11 protein-coding genes are annotated in these 14,235 nt (G+C 70.2%); 1 reads left to right on the top strand and 10 read right to left on the bottom strand.

Translation table 11 applies throughout. The features are described 5' to 3' along the window. Positions 1-16 precede the first annotated feature (16 nt). The 9 genes from glcF to ACAM42_RS01345 form a co-directional block, all read right to left on the bottom strand. The gene (gene glcF, locus ACAM42_RS01385; RefSeq protein WP_369630888.1) at positions 17-1,255 is read right to left on the bottom strand and encodes a glycolate oxidase subunit GlcF; all 1,239 of its coding nucleotides are present in this window, start codon (positions 1,253-1,255) and stop codon (positions 17-19) included. A gap of 22 nt (positions 1,256-1,277) precedes the next feature. Then, positions 1,278-2,402: a glycolate oxidase subunit GlcE gene (gene glcE / locus ACAM42_RS01380; RefSeq protein WP_369630887.1), complete on the bottom strand. Its 1,125-nt coding sequence runs from the start codon at positions 2,400-2,402 to the stop codon at positions 1,278-1,280. Positions 2,403-2,409: 7 nt separating this feature from the next. Next, a complete protein-coding gene (locus ACAM42_RS01375) occupies positions 2,410-3,912 on the bottom strand; it encodes an FAD-linked oxidase C-terminal domain-containing protein (RefSeq protein WP_369630886.1) in 1,503 nt (500 codons plus the stop codon). Positions 3,913-3,926: 14 nt separating this feature from the next. After that, a complete protein-coding gene (locus tag ACAM42_RS01370; protein ID WP_307696522.1) occupies positions 3,927-5,588 on the bottom strand; it encodes an L-lactate permease in 1,662 nt (553 codons plus the stop codon). A gap of 115 nt (positions 5,589-5,703) precedes the next feature. After that, the gene (locus tag ACAM42_RS01365; RefSeq protein ID WP_062482020.1) at positions 5,704-6,591 is read right to left on the bottom strand and encodes a LysR substrate-binding domain-containing protein; all 888 of its coding nucleotides are present in this window, start codon (positions 6,589-6,591) and stop codon (positions 5,704-5,706) included. 18 nt (positions 6,592-6,609) lie between these two features. Then, entirely contained in the window at positions 6,610-7,539 is a 930-nt protein-coding gene (locus ACAM42_RS01360) for an SMP-30/gluconolactonase/LRE family protein (protein ID WP_369630885.1), read from the bottom strand. Between the two features lie 205 nt (positions 7,540-7,744). Continuing rightward, complete coding sequence (locus ACAM42_RS01355) at positions 7,745-9,178, bottom strand: ammonium transporter (RefSeq protein WP_369630884.1); 1,434 nt, start codon at positions 9,176-9,178, stop codon at positions 7,745-7,747. Positions 9,179-9,207: 29 nt separating this feature from the next. Next, complete coding sequence (gene glnK / locus ACAM42_RS01350; RefSeq protein ID WP_056583732.1) at positions 9,208-9,546, bottom strand: P-II family nitrogen regulator; 339 nt, start codon at positions 9,544-9,546, stop codon at positions 9,208-9,210. Positions 9,547-9,616: 70 nt separating this feature from the next. Further along, complete coding sequence (locus ACAM42_RS01345) at positions 9,617-10,483, bottom strand: TorF family putative porin (protein WP_062482029.1); 867 nt, start codon at positions 10,481-10,483, stop codon at positions 9,617-9,619. A gap of 217 nt (positions 10,484-10,700) precedes the next feature. On the opposite strand from ACAM42_RS01345, the gene ACAM42_RS01340 reads away from it, so the two are divergent. Continuing rightward, positions 10,701-12,239 (top strand): YifB family Mg chelatase-like AAA ATPase, encoded by a 1,539-nt coding sequence (locus ACAM42_RS01340; protein ID WP_369630883.1) that lies wholly within the window; start codon positions 10,701-10,703, stop codon positions 12,237-12,239. Between the two features lie 12 nt (positions 12,240-12,251). Here the strand turns inward: ACAM42_RS01340 and ACAM42_RS01335 are convergent, their stop codons facing one another. After that, positions 12,252-14,225 carry a serine/threonine-protein kinase gene (locus tag ACAM42_RS01335; protein ID WP_369630882.1) on the bottom strand — a complete coding sequence of 658 codons (1,974 nt, stop codon included), beginning with the start codon at positions 14,223-14,225 and terminating at the stop codon, positions 12,252-12,254. Between the last annotated feature and the right edge of the window lie 10 nt (positions 14,226-14,235).

Here is a 14,235-nt window from a genome sequence, read left to right as displayed (position 1 = left end):
GCCGTGCGCGCGCGCCCTACCCTGCGGGCGCCTGCAGCGCCGCGTCGAGCAGCTCGACCCAGTGCCGCACGGGCGTGTCGCCGCTGCCGCTTTGCAGGTGCGTGATGCAGCCGATGTTGGCCGACGCGATGGTCGTGGGCTGCAGCTGCTTCAGGTGGCCGAGCTTGCGGTCGCGCAGCGGGTAGGCCAGCTCGGGCTGCAGCACCGAATACGTGCCGGCCGAGCCGCAGCACAGGTGCGATTCGTTCATGGCCACGCGCACGTCGAAGCCCAGCGCGCGCAGGTGCGTCTCGACACCGCCGCGCAGCTTCTGGCCGTGCTGCAGCGTGCAGGGCGGGTGGTAGGCGACCACGCCCTCGGGCGCGCGCACGCGGCCCTGCAGCGCGGGCACGAGGTCGGGCAGCAGCTCGCTCAGGTCGCGCGTGAGCGCGCTGATGCGCGCGGCCTTGGCGGCATAGGCCGCGTCGTGCTGCAGCAGGTGGCCGTACTCGCGCACGGTGACGCCGCAGCCCGAGGCGTTCATCACGATGGCCTCGACCTCGTTGCTTTCGACGAAAGGCCACCATGCGTCGATGTTGGCGCGCATCTGCGCCTTGCCGCCGTCCTGGTCGTTGAGGTGGAACTTCACCGCGCCGCAGCAGCCCGCCTTGGGCGCGATCACGGCCTGGATGCCAGCCGCGTCGAGCACGCGCGCGGTGGCGCTGTTGATGTTCGGCGCCATCGACGGCTGCACGCAGCCTGCGAGCATCAGCACCTTGCGCGCGTGCGTGGCGGTGGGCCAGCGGCCGGCGTCCTGCTTGGCGGGCACCTTGGCCTTCAGTCCTTCGGGCAGCAGGCCGCGCACCGACTGGCCCAGCGCCATCGCAGGGCCGAACAGCGGCGACGGCAGCGCTTCCTTCAGCAGCCAGCGCGTGGCCGACTCCATCGCGGGGCGCGGCACTTTCTCGTCGACGATCTTGCGGCCGATGTCGACCAGGTTCCCGTACTGCACGCCGCTCGGGCAAGTGCTCTCGCAGTTGCGGCAGGTGAGGCAGCGGTCGAGGTGCAGCTGCGTGCTGCGCGTGGGCGCATGGCCTTCGAGCACCTGCTTGATGAGGTAGATGCGCCCGCGCGGCCCGTCGAGCTCGTCGCCGAGCAGCTGGTAGGTCGGGCAGGTGGCGGTGCAGAAGCCGCAGTGCACGCACTTGCGCAGGATGGCTTCGGCTTCGCGGCCCGCATCGGTGTCGCGGAATTCGGGGGCTAGTTCGGTTTGCATCGCGGGGGTGTCGTTTCTTTTCTTATTGGTCGCCTGCGAAGAGCCGGCCGCGGTCGAAGACCCCGTGCGGATCGAACTCCTGCATCAGTGCGCGATGGATGCGCGCCACCGGCGCGCTCAGTGCGTCGAAGCGCGGCACGTTGCAGTCGGCCGCTTGCGCCGCGGGCACGCGGAACAGCGTGGCATGGCCACCCGCTGCGTGCGCGGCCTCGCGCAGGCGCGCCGCCTGCGCGGGCGGCGCGAGGTACCAGCGCTGCCCGCCGTGCCATTCGACCAGCGGCGCGGCGCAGCCCTCGATGGCGATCACCGGCGCGGTCTGCGGCACCGACAGCCGCCACAGCGCCAGCGACCCGGCTTCGTCGAGTGCGAACCACGGCATGCGCTGGTCGCGCAGCGCGGCCCAGCCGGCGGCCGCGCGCACCGGGTCCTGGCGTTCGCCGCCGAGCTGCGCACAAGCGGCTTCGACGGCCGCCACGGCGCCGCGCAGCCGCAGGCGCAGCACGCCCGCGCCGGGCACATGTTCGAACCAGCTGCTCGCGTTCAGCGGCAGCGGGCGTCCGCCCCATTCGTTGAGCAGGCGCAGCGCATCGGCCTGGCTGCAGGCGAAGGCGAGCGTGGCCTCGGCGGGCGCCACGGGCAGCACCTTGAGGCTCACTTCGGCGATCACGCCCAGCGTGCCGAGCGAGCCGGCCAGCACGCGCGAGACGTCGTAGCCGGCGACGTTCTTCATCACCTGGCCGCCGAAGCTCAGCACCTCGGCGCGGCCGTTGATGAGCGTGGCGCCGAGCACGTAGTCGCGCACCGCGCCCACGCTGGCGCGCGATGGGCCGCTGAGGCCGGCGGCGACCATGCCGCCCACCGTGCCGCCGGCATCGAAGCACGGCGGCTCGAACGGCAGGCACTGGCCTTGTTCAGCGAGTGCGGCCTCGAGCTCGGCCAGCGGCGTGCCGGTACGCACGGTGACGACCAGTTCACTTGGCTCGTAGCTCGTGATGCCGCTGAGCGCGCGCAGGTCGAGCAGCTCGCCGCGCGGCGGCTGGCCGTAGAAATCCTTGGTGCCGCCGCCGCGCAGGCGCAGTGGCGTGGCATCGGCCGCGGCGGCGCGCACGCGCTCGACGACCTGCTGGAGGGCGGTATCCGTGTTCATGAAGCTCTCAGAATCTCGGCAGGTCGGGATGCGCCAGCCGGCCGCCGCGCACCACTTCCTTGCCGTACTCGGCGCAGCGCTGCAGCGTGGGAATCACCTTGCCGGGGTTGAGCAGCCCGGCGGGGTCGAAGGCGCGCTTGATGCCGAACATCTGCTCGTTCTCGGCCGCGGTGAACTGCACGCACATGCTGTTGAGCTTTTCCACGCCCACGCCGTGCTCGCCCGAGACGGTGCCGCCCATGGCGACGCTGGTCTCGAGGATGTCGGCGCCGAACAGCTCGCAGCGGTGCAGCTCGTCGGGGTCGTTGGCGTCGAACAGCACCAGCGGATGCAGGTTGCCGTCGCCCGCGTGGAACACGTTGCAGCAGCGCAGGTTGTATTTTTTCTCCATCTCCTGGATCGCCAGCAGGATGTCGGCGAGCCGCTTGCGCGGGATGGTCGAGTCCAGGCACATGTAGTCGGGGCTGATGCGGCCCGACGCCGGAAAGGCGTTCTTGCGGCCGCTCCAGAATTTCATGCGCTCGTCTTCGCTGGTGCTCACGGCGATGGCGGTGGCGCCGCAACCGCGCAGCACGTCGGTCATGCGGCCGATTTCTTCTTCGACCTCTTCGGGCGTGCCGTCCGACTCGCACAGCAGGATGGCGGCGGCGTCGAGGTCGTAGCCGGCGTGCACGAAGTCTTCGACGGCGGCGGTCATGGGCTTGTCCATCATCTCCAGGCCGGCCGGGATGATGCCCGCCGCGATCACCGCCGCGACCGCGTCGCCGGCTTTGCGCACGTCGTCGAAGCTGGCCATGATGCAGCGCGCCAGCTGCGGCTTGGGCACGAGCTTGACCGTGACCTCGGTGGTCACGGCCAGCATGCCTTCGCTGCCGATGGCCAATGCGAGCAGGTCGAGCCCCGGCGCATCGAGCGCCTCGCCGCCGAACTCGATGGGTTCGCCCTCGGCCGTGAAGCCGCGCACGCGCAGCACGTTGTGCAGCGTGAGGCCGTACTTCAGGCAGTGCACGCCGCCCGAGTTCTCGGCCACGTTGCCGCCGATGGTGCAGGCGATCTGGCTCGACGGGTCGGGCGCGTAGTAGAGGTTGAAGGGCGCGGCGGCTTCGCTGATGGCGAGGTTGCGCACGCCGCACTGCACGACGGCCGTGCGGCTCACGGGGTCGACCTTGAGGATGCGGTTGAACTTGGCCAGCGACAGCGTCACGCCCAGCGCGTGCGGCATGGCGCCGCCCGAGAGCCCGGTGCCGGCGCCGCGCGCCACCACCGGCACGGCCAGCGCATGGCAGGCGCGCAGCACGGCGGCCACCTGCGCCTCGGTCTCGGGCAGGGCCACCACCAGCGGGCGCTGGCGGTAGGCCGTGAGGCCGTCGCATTCGTAGGGCGTGGTGTCTTCGGCGTGCCAGATGAGCGCATGCGCGGGCAGGTGCGCCTGCAGCGCCCGCACCACCTGCGCCTGGCGCTCCGCCTTCGACAGCTGCGTGTGCTGGTCGGTCGTGACGGGAGCATTCATGGCGGGAACAACTTTCAGCGGACGACCATCAGGGTGAATGGCCACACATAGGCCTGCAGCGTCACGTACAGGCCGACCAGCGAGGCCAGCGCGATCGAGTGGAAGAACACGTAGCGCAGGATGTCGCCTTCGTGATTGAACCACCGCGTGGCGGTGGAGGCCACCACGATCGACTGGGCGTCGATCATCTTACCCATCACGCCGCCCGAGCTGTTGGCCGCGCCCATGAGGTTGGGCGCCAGGCCCAACTGCTCGGCCGCGACCTTCTGCATGCCGCCGAACAGCACGTTCGACGCGGTGTCGGAGCCCGTCATGGCCACGCCGATCCAGCCCATGAGCGTGCCGAAGAAGGGATAGAACACGCCGGTGTTGGCAAAGGCCAGGCCCAGCGTGGTGTCGGTGCCCGAGTAGCGCGTGAGCGTGCCCAGCGCGAGCATCAGCACGATGGTCATGAGCGAGTAGCGCACCATCCAGAGCGTGCGAAAAAAGGTGCGCACGATCTCGACCGGGTTGTACTTCATGAACAGCGCGCTCACGATCGCCGACAAGAGGATGCCGGTGCCCGTGGCCGACAGCAGGTTCAGCACGTACACCGCGCCTTCCTTGGTGGGCGCGGTGACCACCGGCGGCATCTTCTCGATCAGGTTGTGCAGCCCGCCCATCGGGAACGAGGGCGCGAAGACGCCATTGAGCGCGGTCTTCACCGCCGGCAGGCCCCAGATGAAGACGAACACCGAGAGGATCACCCAGGGCATCCACGCGCGCACCAGCGCTTCGCGGCTGTGCACGACGATGGCGGCCGGCGGCTTGGCCTCGTGCGCGCTCACGTCCTTGCCGCGCAGCGAGGGCGAGCGCCACACGTTCTTCGGCTGCCACACGCGCAGGAACAGCACCAGGCTGGCCATCGACACGATGGCCGCGATGATGTCGACCAGCTCGGGGCCGATGAAGTTCGACACCAGGTACTGCGGCACCGCGAACGACACCCCCGTGACCAGGATGGCCGGCCACACTTCCATCATCGCCTTGCGTCCGGCGAAGGCCCAGACCAGCCAGAACGGCACCAGCAGCGAGAAGAACGGCAGCTGGCGCCCGATCATCGCGGTGACTTCCATCAGGTCGTAGCCGTGCACCTTGGCCAGGGTGATCACCGGCGTGCCGAGCGCGCCGAAGGCCACCGGCGCCGTGTTGGCGATCAGCGAGAGGCCCGAGGCGGCCAGCGGCGAGAAGCCCAGGCCGATCAGGATGCCGGCCGTGACCGCCACCGGCGTGCCGAAGCCCGCCGCGCCCTCGAAGAACGCGCCGAAGCAGAAGGCGATCAGCAACAGCTGGATGCGGCGGTCTTCGGTGATGCCCGAGAGCGAGTCCTGCAGCACCTTGAAGCTGCCGTTCTGTTCGGCCAGCTGCTGCAGGAAGATGATGTTCAGCACGATCCAGCCGATCGGCAGCAGGCCCGTGAAGCCGCCGAAGAGCGCGGCGCGCCCGGCCATCTCGGCCGGCATGCCGTAGGCGAACACGGCGACGGCCAGCGCCGCCAGCAGGCCCAGGCCGGCGGCGATGTGGGCCTTGATGTGGAAGAAGCCGAGGCACGCAAGCATCACCACCACCGGGATCGCGGCGAGCGCGGTGGAAATGATCATGTTGCCGAACGGGTCGTAGATCTGCTGCCAGGTCATGCGTTGTCTCCGGGGAGGCTGTTGTTGTGCCCCGCACTCTAGGGAGATGCGCGCCGTCCGGATTGAAGGTTTTTTGCCCGGACCTTGATAAAAATTTGTCGGGCAGACCTGTCGGTCAGTGCAGCGTCTGAACGATCCAGTCGACGAAGGCCGCGCATTCCCAGCGCTCCAGCGTGCCCGGCTGCCAGCAGATGTAGTGGCGGTGCGGCGAGGGCACGGGCCGTTCCGACAGCGCCACCAGCCGGCCCGATTCGAACCAGGCGGCGCCCAGCTTCTGTCGCACCAGCGCCACGCCGAAGCCGCTGGCCGCCGCGTCGTAGACCAGGCCCAGGTCGTTGAACTGCGCGCCCAGGTGCGGCTCGGGCTGGTCGATGCCGCAGCTCGCGAACCAGGTGCCCCAGGGCTCGAGCGGGCTGCGGATCAGCCGCGCGCTGGCGATCTCGGCCGCGGTGCGAAAGCCGTCGAAGGGCCCGAACTCGTTCAGGTAGCTCGGGCTGCAGGCGGGCACCACGTCCTCGGCGATGAGCAGGCGGTGCTCGCAGTCGGCGTACGCGCCGATGCCGTAGCGCACCTGCAGGTCGGTCTGCTCGGCCGTAACGTCGAGCAGCGGGATCGACACATGCAGCGCCAGCTCGATGTCGGGGTAGATGTTGCGAAAGAGCTCCAGCCGCGGCATCAAAAACTGGCGGCTGAAGGTGGGCGTGACGGCCACGCTCAGGCGCGGTGCGCGCAGCGCCGCGTCACGGCTGCCGGGCGTGGCCTGCTGCAGCGCGGCCAGGCCGACGCGCACGTTCGCCAGGTAGGCCGCGCCGTCGGCCGTGAGGCTGAAGTCGCTGCGACCGAAGAGCTTGAAGCCCACGTGCGCCTCGAGCTGGCGGATGCGGTGGCTCACGGCGCTGGCCGTCACGCACAGCTCGTCGGCCGCGCGGCCCGCATGCCGCAGGCGCGCAACGGCCTCGAAGGTCAGCAGGCATTGGATCGGGGGGATGTGGTGCAGGGCCATCCTCGGCAGCGGCCCGACTCAGTCTTCGAAGAAATTCACCGGCAGGCCCGGCGTGTCGACGCGCATCGAGAGCACGGTGCCCGAGGCCGGGCGCTGCACCAGCTCGTCGGCCGGGCGGCCCTTGCGCCCGCTGGTGACGAACAGCGTGCGCAAATCGTCGCCGCCGAAGCAGGGCATGGTGGGGCACTGCACCGGCACCGCGATGGCGGCCACGCGCTCGCCCGTGGGCGCAAAGCGCAGCAGCTGCGCGCCTTCGAACATCGCGACCCAGTAGTGGCCGGCGGCGTCGACGGTGGCGCCGTCGGGACGGCCGTCGTAGTGCGTGGGCGTGCTGGGTACCCAGCCCGCGGGCTTGGGGTCGAACTGCTGGAACACGCGCGCATGCGAGAGCGTGTTGGCCTCGGCGTCCCAGTCCCAGGCGCGCACCACGTGCGCGGCGGTGTCGGCCCAGTACAGGGTGCGGTTGTCGGGCGAGAACGCCAGGCCGTTGGCGGTGGTGACGTGCTCCAGCATCGAGGTGATGGTGGGCGAGACGTCTCCGGGGCGTGCGTCGAAGCAGTAGAGCGCGGCGTTGGCGCGGTCCTTGGCCTCGTTGAGCGAGCCGGCCCAGAAGCGGCCGAGCGCGTCGCACTTGCCGTCGTTGAAGCGCATGGTGCGCACGTCGTGCTCCGCGCGCGCCATCGCGACGAGGCTGCCGCCCCATTCGCGGGCCCGGTAGATGCCGTCGCGCAGCGCGATCACGAGGCCGCCCGTGCGTGCCGGCGCCATGCAGCCGGGCTCGGTGGGCAAGGCCCATCGCTCGACCGTGGCCGTGGGCGAACCGATCTCGCCGCGCGTGCGCAGCACGGCGCGGCCCGGGATGTCGAGCCAGTAGAGCGCGCGTTCGTGCGGATGCCAGAACGGCGATTCACCCAGTTCGCAGAGGCTGTCTTCGATGGAGGTCCACATGGTGGGGCGATTGTGCCCCCGGCCACGCGGGCCGCGGGCAAAAAAAAGCCCGCTGACGCCGAAGCGCTCGCGGGCTGAACATCCAAAGGAGACTCGCCTGAAAAAACCGGGAGTGGTTGTTCTTCTTTGTATCGAAAAGGGTGGTGGTGGTCTTGGAGGAGCGGGGGCCGGCGCCGTGCCGGGCCACCCGCTGTCTGTGTGCGACTCAGCGGTTGTAGGCCGTTTCGCCGTGCGAGGAGATGTCGAGGCCTTCGCGCTCTTCTTCTTCCGACACACGCAGGCCGAGGGTCAGGTCGGCGATCTTGTAGGCGATGAAGGCGACCACGCCGGACCACACGATGGTGAACAGCACGCTCTTGACCTGGATCCAGACCTGCGCGCCCATCGAGAAGGTGTCGGGCGTCAGGCCGCCGGTGCCACCCAGGCCCTTGGCAGCGAACACGCCGGTCAGGATGGCACCCAGGATGCCGCCCACGCCGTGCACGCCGAACACGTCGAACGCGTCGTCCGCGCCGAGCATGCGCTTGAGGCCGCCCACGCCCCACAGGCAGATCAGGCCGGCCAGCAGGCCCATCACGATCGAGCCCATCGGGCCGACGAAACCGGCGGCGGGCGTGACGGCCACGAGGCCGGCCACGGCACCGGATGCGGCGCCCAGCATCGAGGCCTTGCCCTTGTGCAGGCTCTCACCCAGGATCCACGACAGGGCCGCGGCGGCGGTGGCGAGCACCGTGTTCACGAAGGCCAGGCCGGCGGCGGCGTTGGCCGCACCTGCCGAGCCGGCGTTGAAGCCGAACCAGCCGACCCACAGCAGCGAAGCGCCGACCATGGTGAGCGTGAGCGAGTGCGGCGTGAAGGCTTCCTTGCCGTAGCCCACGCGCTTGCCGACCATGTAGGCACCGACCAGGCCGGCGATACCGGCGTTGATGTGCACCACGGTGCCGCCGGCGAAGTCGAGCGCGCCGTCCTTGCCCAGCAGGCCGCCGCCCCACACGATGTGGGCCATGGGCACGTAGCTGAAGGTGAACCAGATCACCGAGAACAGCAGCACGGCCGAGAACTTGGCGCGTTCTGCAAAAGCGCCGACGATCAGCGCCACGGTGATGGCCGCGAAGGTGCCCTGGAAGGCGAAGAACACGTATTCGGGGATCGTGGTCAGCGCGCCGAAGGTCTCCTGCGTGATGCCCTTCATGAAGATCTTGTCGAAGCTTCCGAAGAAGTTGCCGTCGCCCGTGAAGGCCAGGCTGTAGCCGTAGATGGCCCACAGCAGGCTGATGAGCGAGAAGATCACGAAGACCTGCATCAGCACCGACAGCATGTTCTTGGAACGGCCCAGGCCGCCGTAGAACAGCGCCAGGCCGGGAATGGTCATCAGGATCACGAGCAGGGTCGAGGTGAGCATCCAGGCGGTGTCGCCGGAGTCGACCTTGGGCGCGGGGGCGGCGGCCGGTGCGGCGGGTGCAGCTTCGGCAGCAGCGGGTGCCGCAGCCGCTGCAGGCGCGGGCGCAGCCGCGGCAGGTGCAGCAGGTGCCGATGCAGCCGGTGCCTCAGGGGTGGCGGCGGGTGCCTGGGCCAGCGCCGAAGTACCGGCGACGAAGACGCTCAAACCGAGCGCAAGAGAGACAAGAAGTTTTTTCATAGTCGTTGTTCTTTCGGGCCAGGACTCGATCAGAGGGCTTCGCGGCCCGTTTCGCCGGTGCGGATGCGCACGACCTGCTCGAGGTTGTAGACAAAGATCTTGCCGTCGCCGATCTTCCCGGTGCGCGCGGCGCCTTCCACCGCCTCGATCACGCGGTCGACCAGCTCGTCGGAGATGGCCGCCTCGATCTTCACCTTGGGCAGGAAGTCGACCACGTACTCGGCGCCGCGGTACAGCTCGGTGTGGCCCTTCTGGCGACCGAAGCCCTTCACTTCCGTGACGGTGATGCCCTGCACGCCGATGGCCGAGAGCGCTTCGCGCACCTCGTCGAGCTTGAACGGTTTGATGATGGCTGTGACCAGCTTCATGATGAGTTGCTCCTTCTGGATGGATGAAAGGCGGCGCGGCAACGTGGGCCGCGCCTGGTTGTTGTGTCGATTACAGCGTCTTCGTCAGCGTGAGGATGAAGCGTGCCTTGTTGGGCGAGTAGTAGGTGGTGCCGAAGGTGCCGAAGTCGGGGATCTCGATGCCCGGGTAGGCCACGACCTGGTAGTTGGACTTCTTGTTGGCGCCCTGCACCGAGCCGGTGAGCGTCAGGCCGCTGCCGAAGTCGTAGGTGGCGCCGATGTTGTAGTCCACGTAGCTCTTGTAGCCCAGGCTGCGGATGTCGCTGGACATGTTGGTGAAGCCGACGGCGGCCTTGAGCGTGACCTTGGGCACGATCTCCTTGCTGTAGGCCAGGTTCAGGTAGCCGGTGTTGCGGCCCTTCAGGCCCGAGCCCGTCTTGGCGCCGGCGTAACCGAAGTAGTCCTTGGACACCGTGTGCGAGTACTTGGCCGTGAACGAGCCGAAGCTGTCGTTGGCGTAGGTGGCGCCCACGTACAGCTCGGTGGTGTTGCCCACCGAGTTGCCCGGGTAGATGTAGGTGAGCGCGCCCACGTCCATGTCGACCGGGCCGGCCTTGAACTTGTAGCCGCCGTACAGGTCGCTCTCGATGCTGTTGCCCTTGAGCCAGTTGACGCTGGAGTTCCAGTTGCCGATGTAGAAGCCGCTGTCGCCGAAGGCGTAGTCGAAGCCGCCCTGGATGGCGGGCTTGAAGCCCTTGGTCTTGGCGTAGTCGTTCTTGCCGATCATGTCCTGGTCCTGGCCGCGGAACTTGTAGTTCGTGGTCAGCGAGACATTGCCCGTGAGCAGGGGCGCGGGCGCCGGTGCGGCGGCGTCGGCGGCCTGGGCCATGGCGGCGCCCGAGGCGGTCAGTGCAGTGGCCAGAACGATCAACGCCTGGGCGGCGGTACGGTGCGTCATCAGGGAACTCCTCGCAAGTGTGTTGTTGGACCTGAGCACCCTCAAAGCAGGGAGCGTGCCAAACTGCACGAATACCGCCCCGGTCAGAGGGCGCAGGTGTCCGGCGATGAGCGCCAAATCGTTACAAGCCCTGTTTCCGGCAGTTGCACACGCTTGCACGCTGCACGGTCCTGGGCTTGCACGTCGCAGGCGCACCAACTTGGGGAGAGGGAGAAAAATGAGTCTGTCTTTGGTGCAAAGCCGCGCCTTGCTCGGCCTGGAGGCCGCCGCCGTCACGGTCGAGGTGCATCTGGCGAACGGCCTGCCGAGCTTCACGCTGGTCGGGCTGGCCGAGACCGAGGTCAAGGAGGCGCGCGAACGCGTGCGCTCGGCGATCCAGAACGCCGGGCTCGAATTTCCGACCAACAAGAAGATCGTGGTCAATCTGGCGCCCGCCGACCTGCCGAAGGACTCGGGCCGCTTCGACCTGCCCATCGCGCTGGGCATCCTCGCGGCCAGCGGGCAGATCGAGAACGCCCGCCTCGCCGGCCACGAGTTCGCCGGTGAGCTGTCGCTGTCGGGCGAACTGCGCCCCGTGCGCGGCGCGCTGGCGATGGCCGTGGCCACCTACACGCAAGGCACGGCCGTGCGGCTGGTGCTGCCCCTGGACAGCGCGCAAGAGGCCGCGCTGGTGCCCGGTGCGCAGGTGTACGGCGCCCGGCACCTGCTCGACGTGGTGCGCCAGTTCGTCGCCAGCGGCGGCGGGCCGGTCGACGCGAGCGACGACGGCTGGACCCACGTGCGCGCCGCGCCCGGCGACGGCGCCCCGCGCTATGCCGACCTGGCCGACGTCAAGGGCCACACCGGCGCCAAGCGCGCCCTCGAGATCGCCGCGGCCGGCGGCCACAGCCTGCTCATGGTGGGCGAGCCGGGCTCGGGCAAGTCGATGCTGGCGCACCGCTTCGCCGGCCTGCTGCCGCCGATGAACGTGGACGAGGCACTGGAAAGCGCGGCCATCGCCAGCCTCGACGGCCGGCTGGCGCCCGAGCGCTGGATGAGCCGCCCGACGGCCACGCCGCACCACACGGCGAGCGCGGTGGCGCTGGTGGGCGGCGGCTCGCCGCCCCGGCCGGGCGAGATCTCGCGCGCGCACCACGGCGTGCTGTTTCTCGACGAGTTCCCCGAGTTCACGCGCGCCGCACTCGAAGCCCTGCGCGAGCCGCTGGAGACCGGCACCATCACGATCACCCGCGCCGCCCGGCGCGCGGAGTTTCCGGCCCGCTTCCAGCTCATCGCCGCGATGAACCCCTGCCCCTGCGGCTACCTCGGCTCCACGCTCAAGCCCTGCCGCTGCACGCCCGAGCGCATCGCGCGCTACCAGGGCAAGCTCAGCGGCCCGCTGCTGGACCGCATCGACCTGCACATCGAGGTGGCGGCCGTGTCGGCGCCGCAGCTGCTCGACGCGCCGGCAGGCGAATCGACCGACAGCATCCGCGCGCGCGTGGTGGGCGCACGCGACCGCGCGCTGCAACGCCAGGGCCACGCGAACCAGGCGCTGCAGGGCCGCGCGATCGACACGCACGCCATGCTCGACGGCCCCGCCCGCCAGCTGCTGCAGCAGGCGGCCGCGCGGCTGGGCTGGTCGGCGCGCAGCACGCACCGCGCGCTGAAGGTGGCGCGCACCATCGCCGACCTCGCGGGGCAGGACGCGGTGCAGGCCGCGCATGTGGCGGAGGCGGTGCAGTACCGCCGCGCATTGCGCACCGGCACGCCCTGACGCGCCGCCCTCTTACTTGAACTCGTGGCTCACCACCGGTGCGGACTTGCTGTCCTGCACCGTCACGCGCTGGCGGTAGGCCGTGAGGTCGCCGTTGCGTACTTCGATGGTGTAGATGCCGGGGCGCAGCGGCAGCGACTTGAGCGGCGGGCTCACGCCGCGGTCAGCGCCGTCGACGAAGACCTGGCCCCAGGGCCGGATGTTGAACTGCACGCGGCCCATGCCGGGCGCCGCGGCCGGCGGCGGTGGCGGGGCCGGCGGTGCGCCCGCGATCACGGTCGGCACGGGGTTCGTGCTGCCCGCGGCCGGCGGAGGCGGTGACTGCCGGTTGAGCTGGGCGATGGCGTTGCGCGCCTCGCGCGCATGCAGGCCGCGGCGGTGGCGCCGCAGGTAGGCCTCGTAGCCTTCGCGGGTGTTCTCGGCCTGGGCCAGGTTCCAGTCTTCCACCTCGGCGACCACGGCGGGGTCGGGGGGCGGCGGCGCTTCGGGTTGCGCCGGCGGTGCAGGCGGCGCGGACTGTGCCTCGGGCTCGGCCGGCGGCGCAGCAGGCGGCGTGGGCGCGGCGGCGATGGGCACGTTGTCGAGCGGGCTCAGCGGGGCGCTGGCCAATGCGGCGGGCGCGGACGCCGGCGGCGCCTCGGAGGTCGCGCCGGCCGGCGGCATCGCGGCCGGGGGCGCGCCCGGATCGGACATCGGCGTGCCGGGCGGCGGCGCGGCCGCAATCATCGGATCGGACGGTGCCTTGGCCGTCAGCCGCCAGCCGATCCAGCCGCCGACCGCGAACAGCGCCAGCACCAACGCACCGACGAGGAACCACGGCGGGCGCTTCGATGCCTTCTTCGGTCGTGCGACAGGCGATGGCGGCGCAGGCGGCGGCGGTGCCTGCACGCGCGCGGTCGCCGCTTCCACAGGCACGGGCTGCACCTCGGGCGCGGGCGGTGGCGCTTCCTCCACCGGCTCCGGTGCAGGCGGCTCCTGCGGCACGGGCGCCGCGACGGGCACGACAACAGCAGCAGCAACCACCGCCGGCGGCGCCGCCCGGTCCACCACGTACAGATCGCCCAGCTTCACCAGCCCCAGCTCCGCCGCGAACGCCGCCACCGTCTGCGTGCGGTCCTTGCTGTGCACGGCCAGCGTGTGGTCCACCGCGGCGCAGAAGGCCGGGCTCAGGTCGTCGCGGCCCAGCGACGACAGCGGCACGTAGGCGTCCTGCACGCTGCGCACCACGGCCGAGGGCGGCGGGTGGCCGGTCACCGCGCGGTACAGCACGGCGCCCAGCGCATAGAGGTCGGTCCACGCGCCCTGCAGCAGCGTGTTGTCGTCGGCGTACTGCTCGATCGGCGAGTAGCCCGACTTCACCATCACCGCGACCTCGTCGACCAGGTCGGCGATCGACTTGCGCGCGGCGCCGAAGTCCAGCAGCACCGGGCGGTCGTCCTGCTGCTGGATGAAGATGTTGTCGGGCGCGATGTCGCGGTGGAAGCACTGGCTGTGGTGCAGCGTGTCGAGCGCGCCCAGCAGCGGCCCCAGCATGCCCAGCAGCCAGGGCTCGGTCAGCGTGCCCGGCTCGCTCTCGGCCAGCTGGCGCAGCGTGCGGCCCTTGTACAGCTGGATCGCCATGTAGGCGGTGGAGTTGGCCTCCCAGAAGCGATGCACCCGCACCAGCGCCGGATGGCTGAACTGCGCCAGCGTGCGCGCCTCGTTGATGAAGCTGCGCAGGCCCGCCGCGAAGGTGGCGGTGAGGCGCTCGGAGCGCACGTGCACGCTGTTGTCGCCCACGCGGCGCGCGAGCATCGAGGGCATGTATTCCTTGACCGCCACCTCGCGCTGCAGCGAGTGGTCGTAGGCGCGGTAGACGATGCCGAAGCCGCCCTCGCCGATGACTTCGAGCAGCTCGAACTCGTCGAGCCGGTGGCCCGTGCCGAGGGGATGGGGGCGCTCCTCCTGCGGGTCGGGCGTCGCGCTAGGGCTGGCGGGCGTCGTCATGGGGTGTCTC

Source organism: Variovorax sp. V35 (assembly GCF_041154465.1).
In the GTDB taxonomy this organism is placed as follows: Bacteria; Pseudomonadota; Gammaproteobacteria; order Burkholderiales; family Burkholderiaceae_C; genus Variovorax; species Variovorax boronicumulans.
Note: the sequence above shows the minus strand (reverse complement) of the source record. Positions and strands in the feature narration are given on the sequence as shown.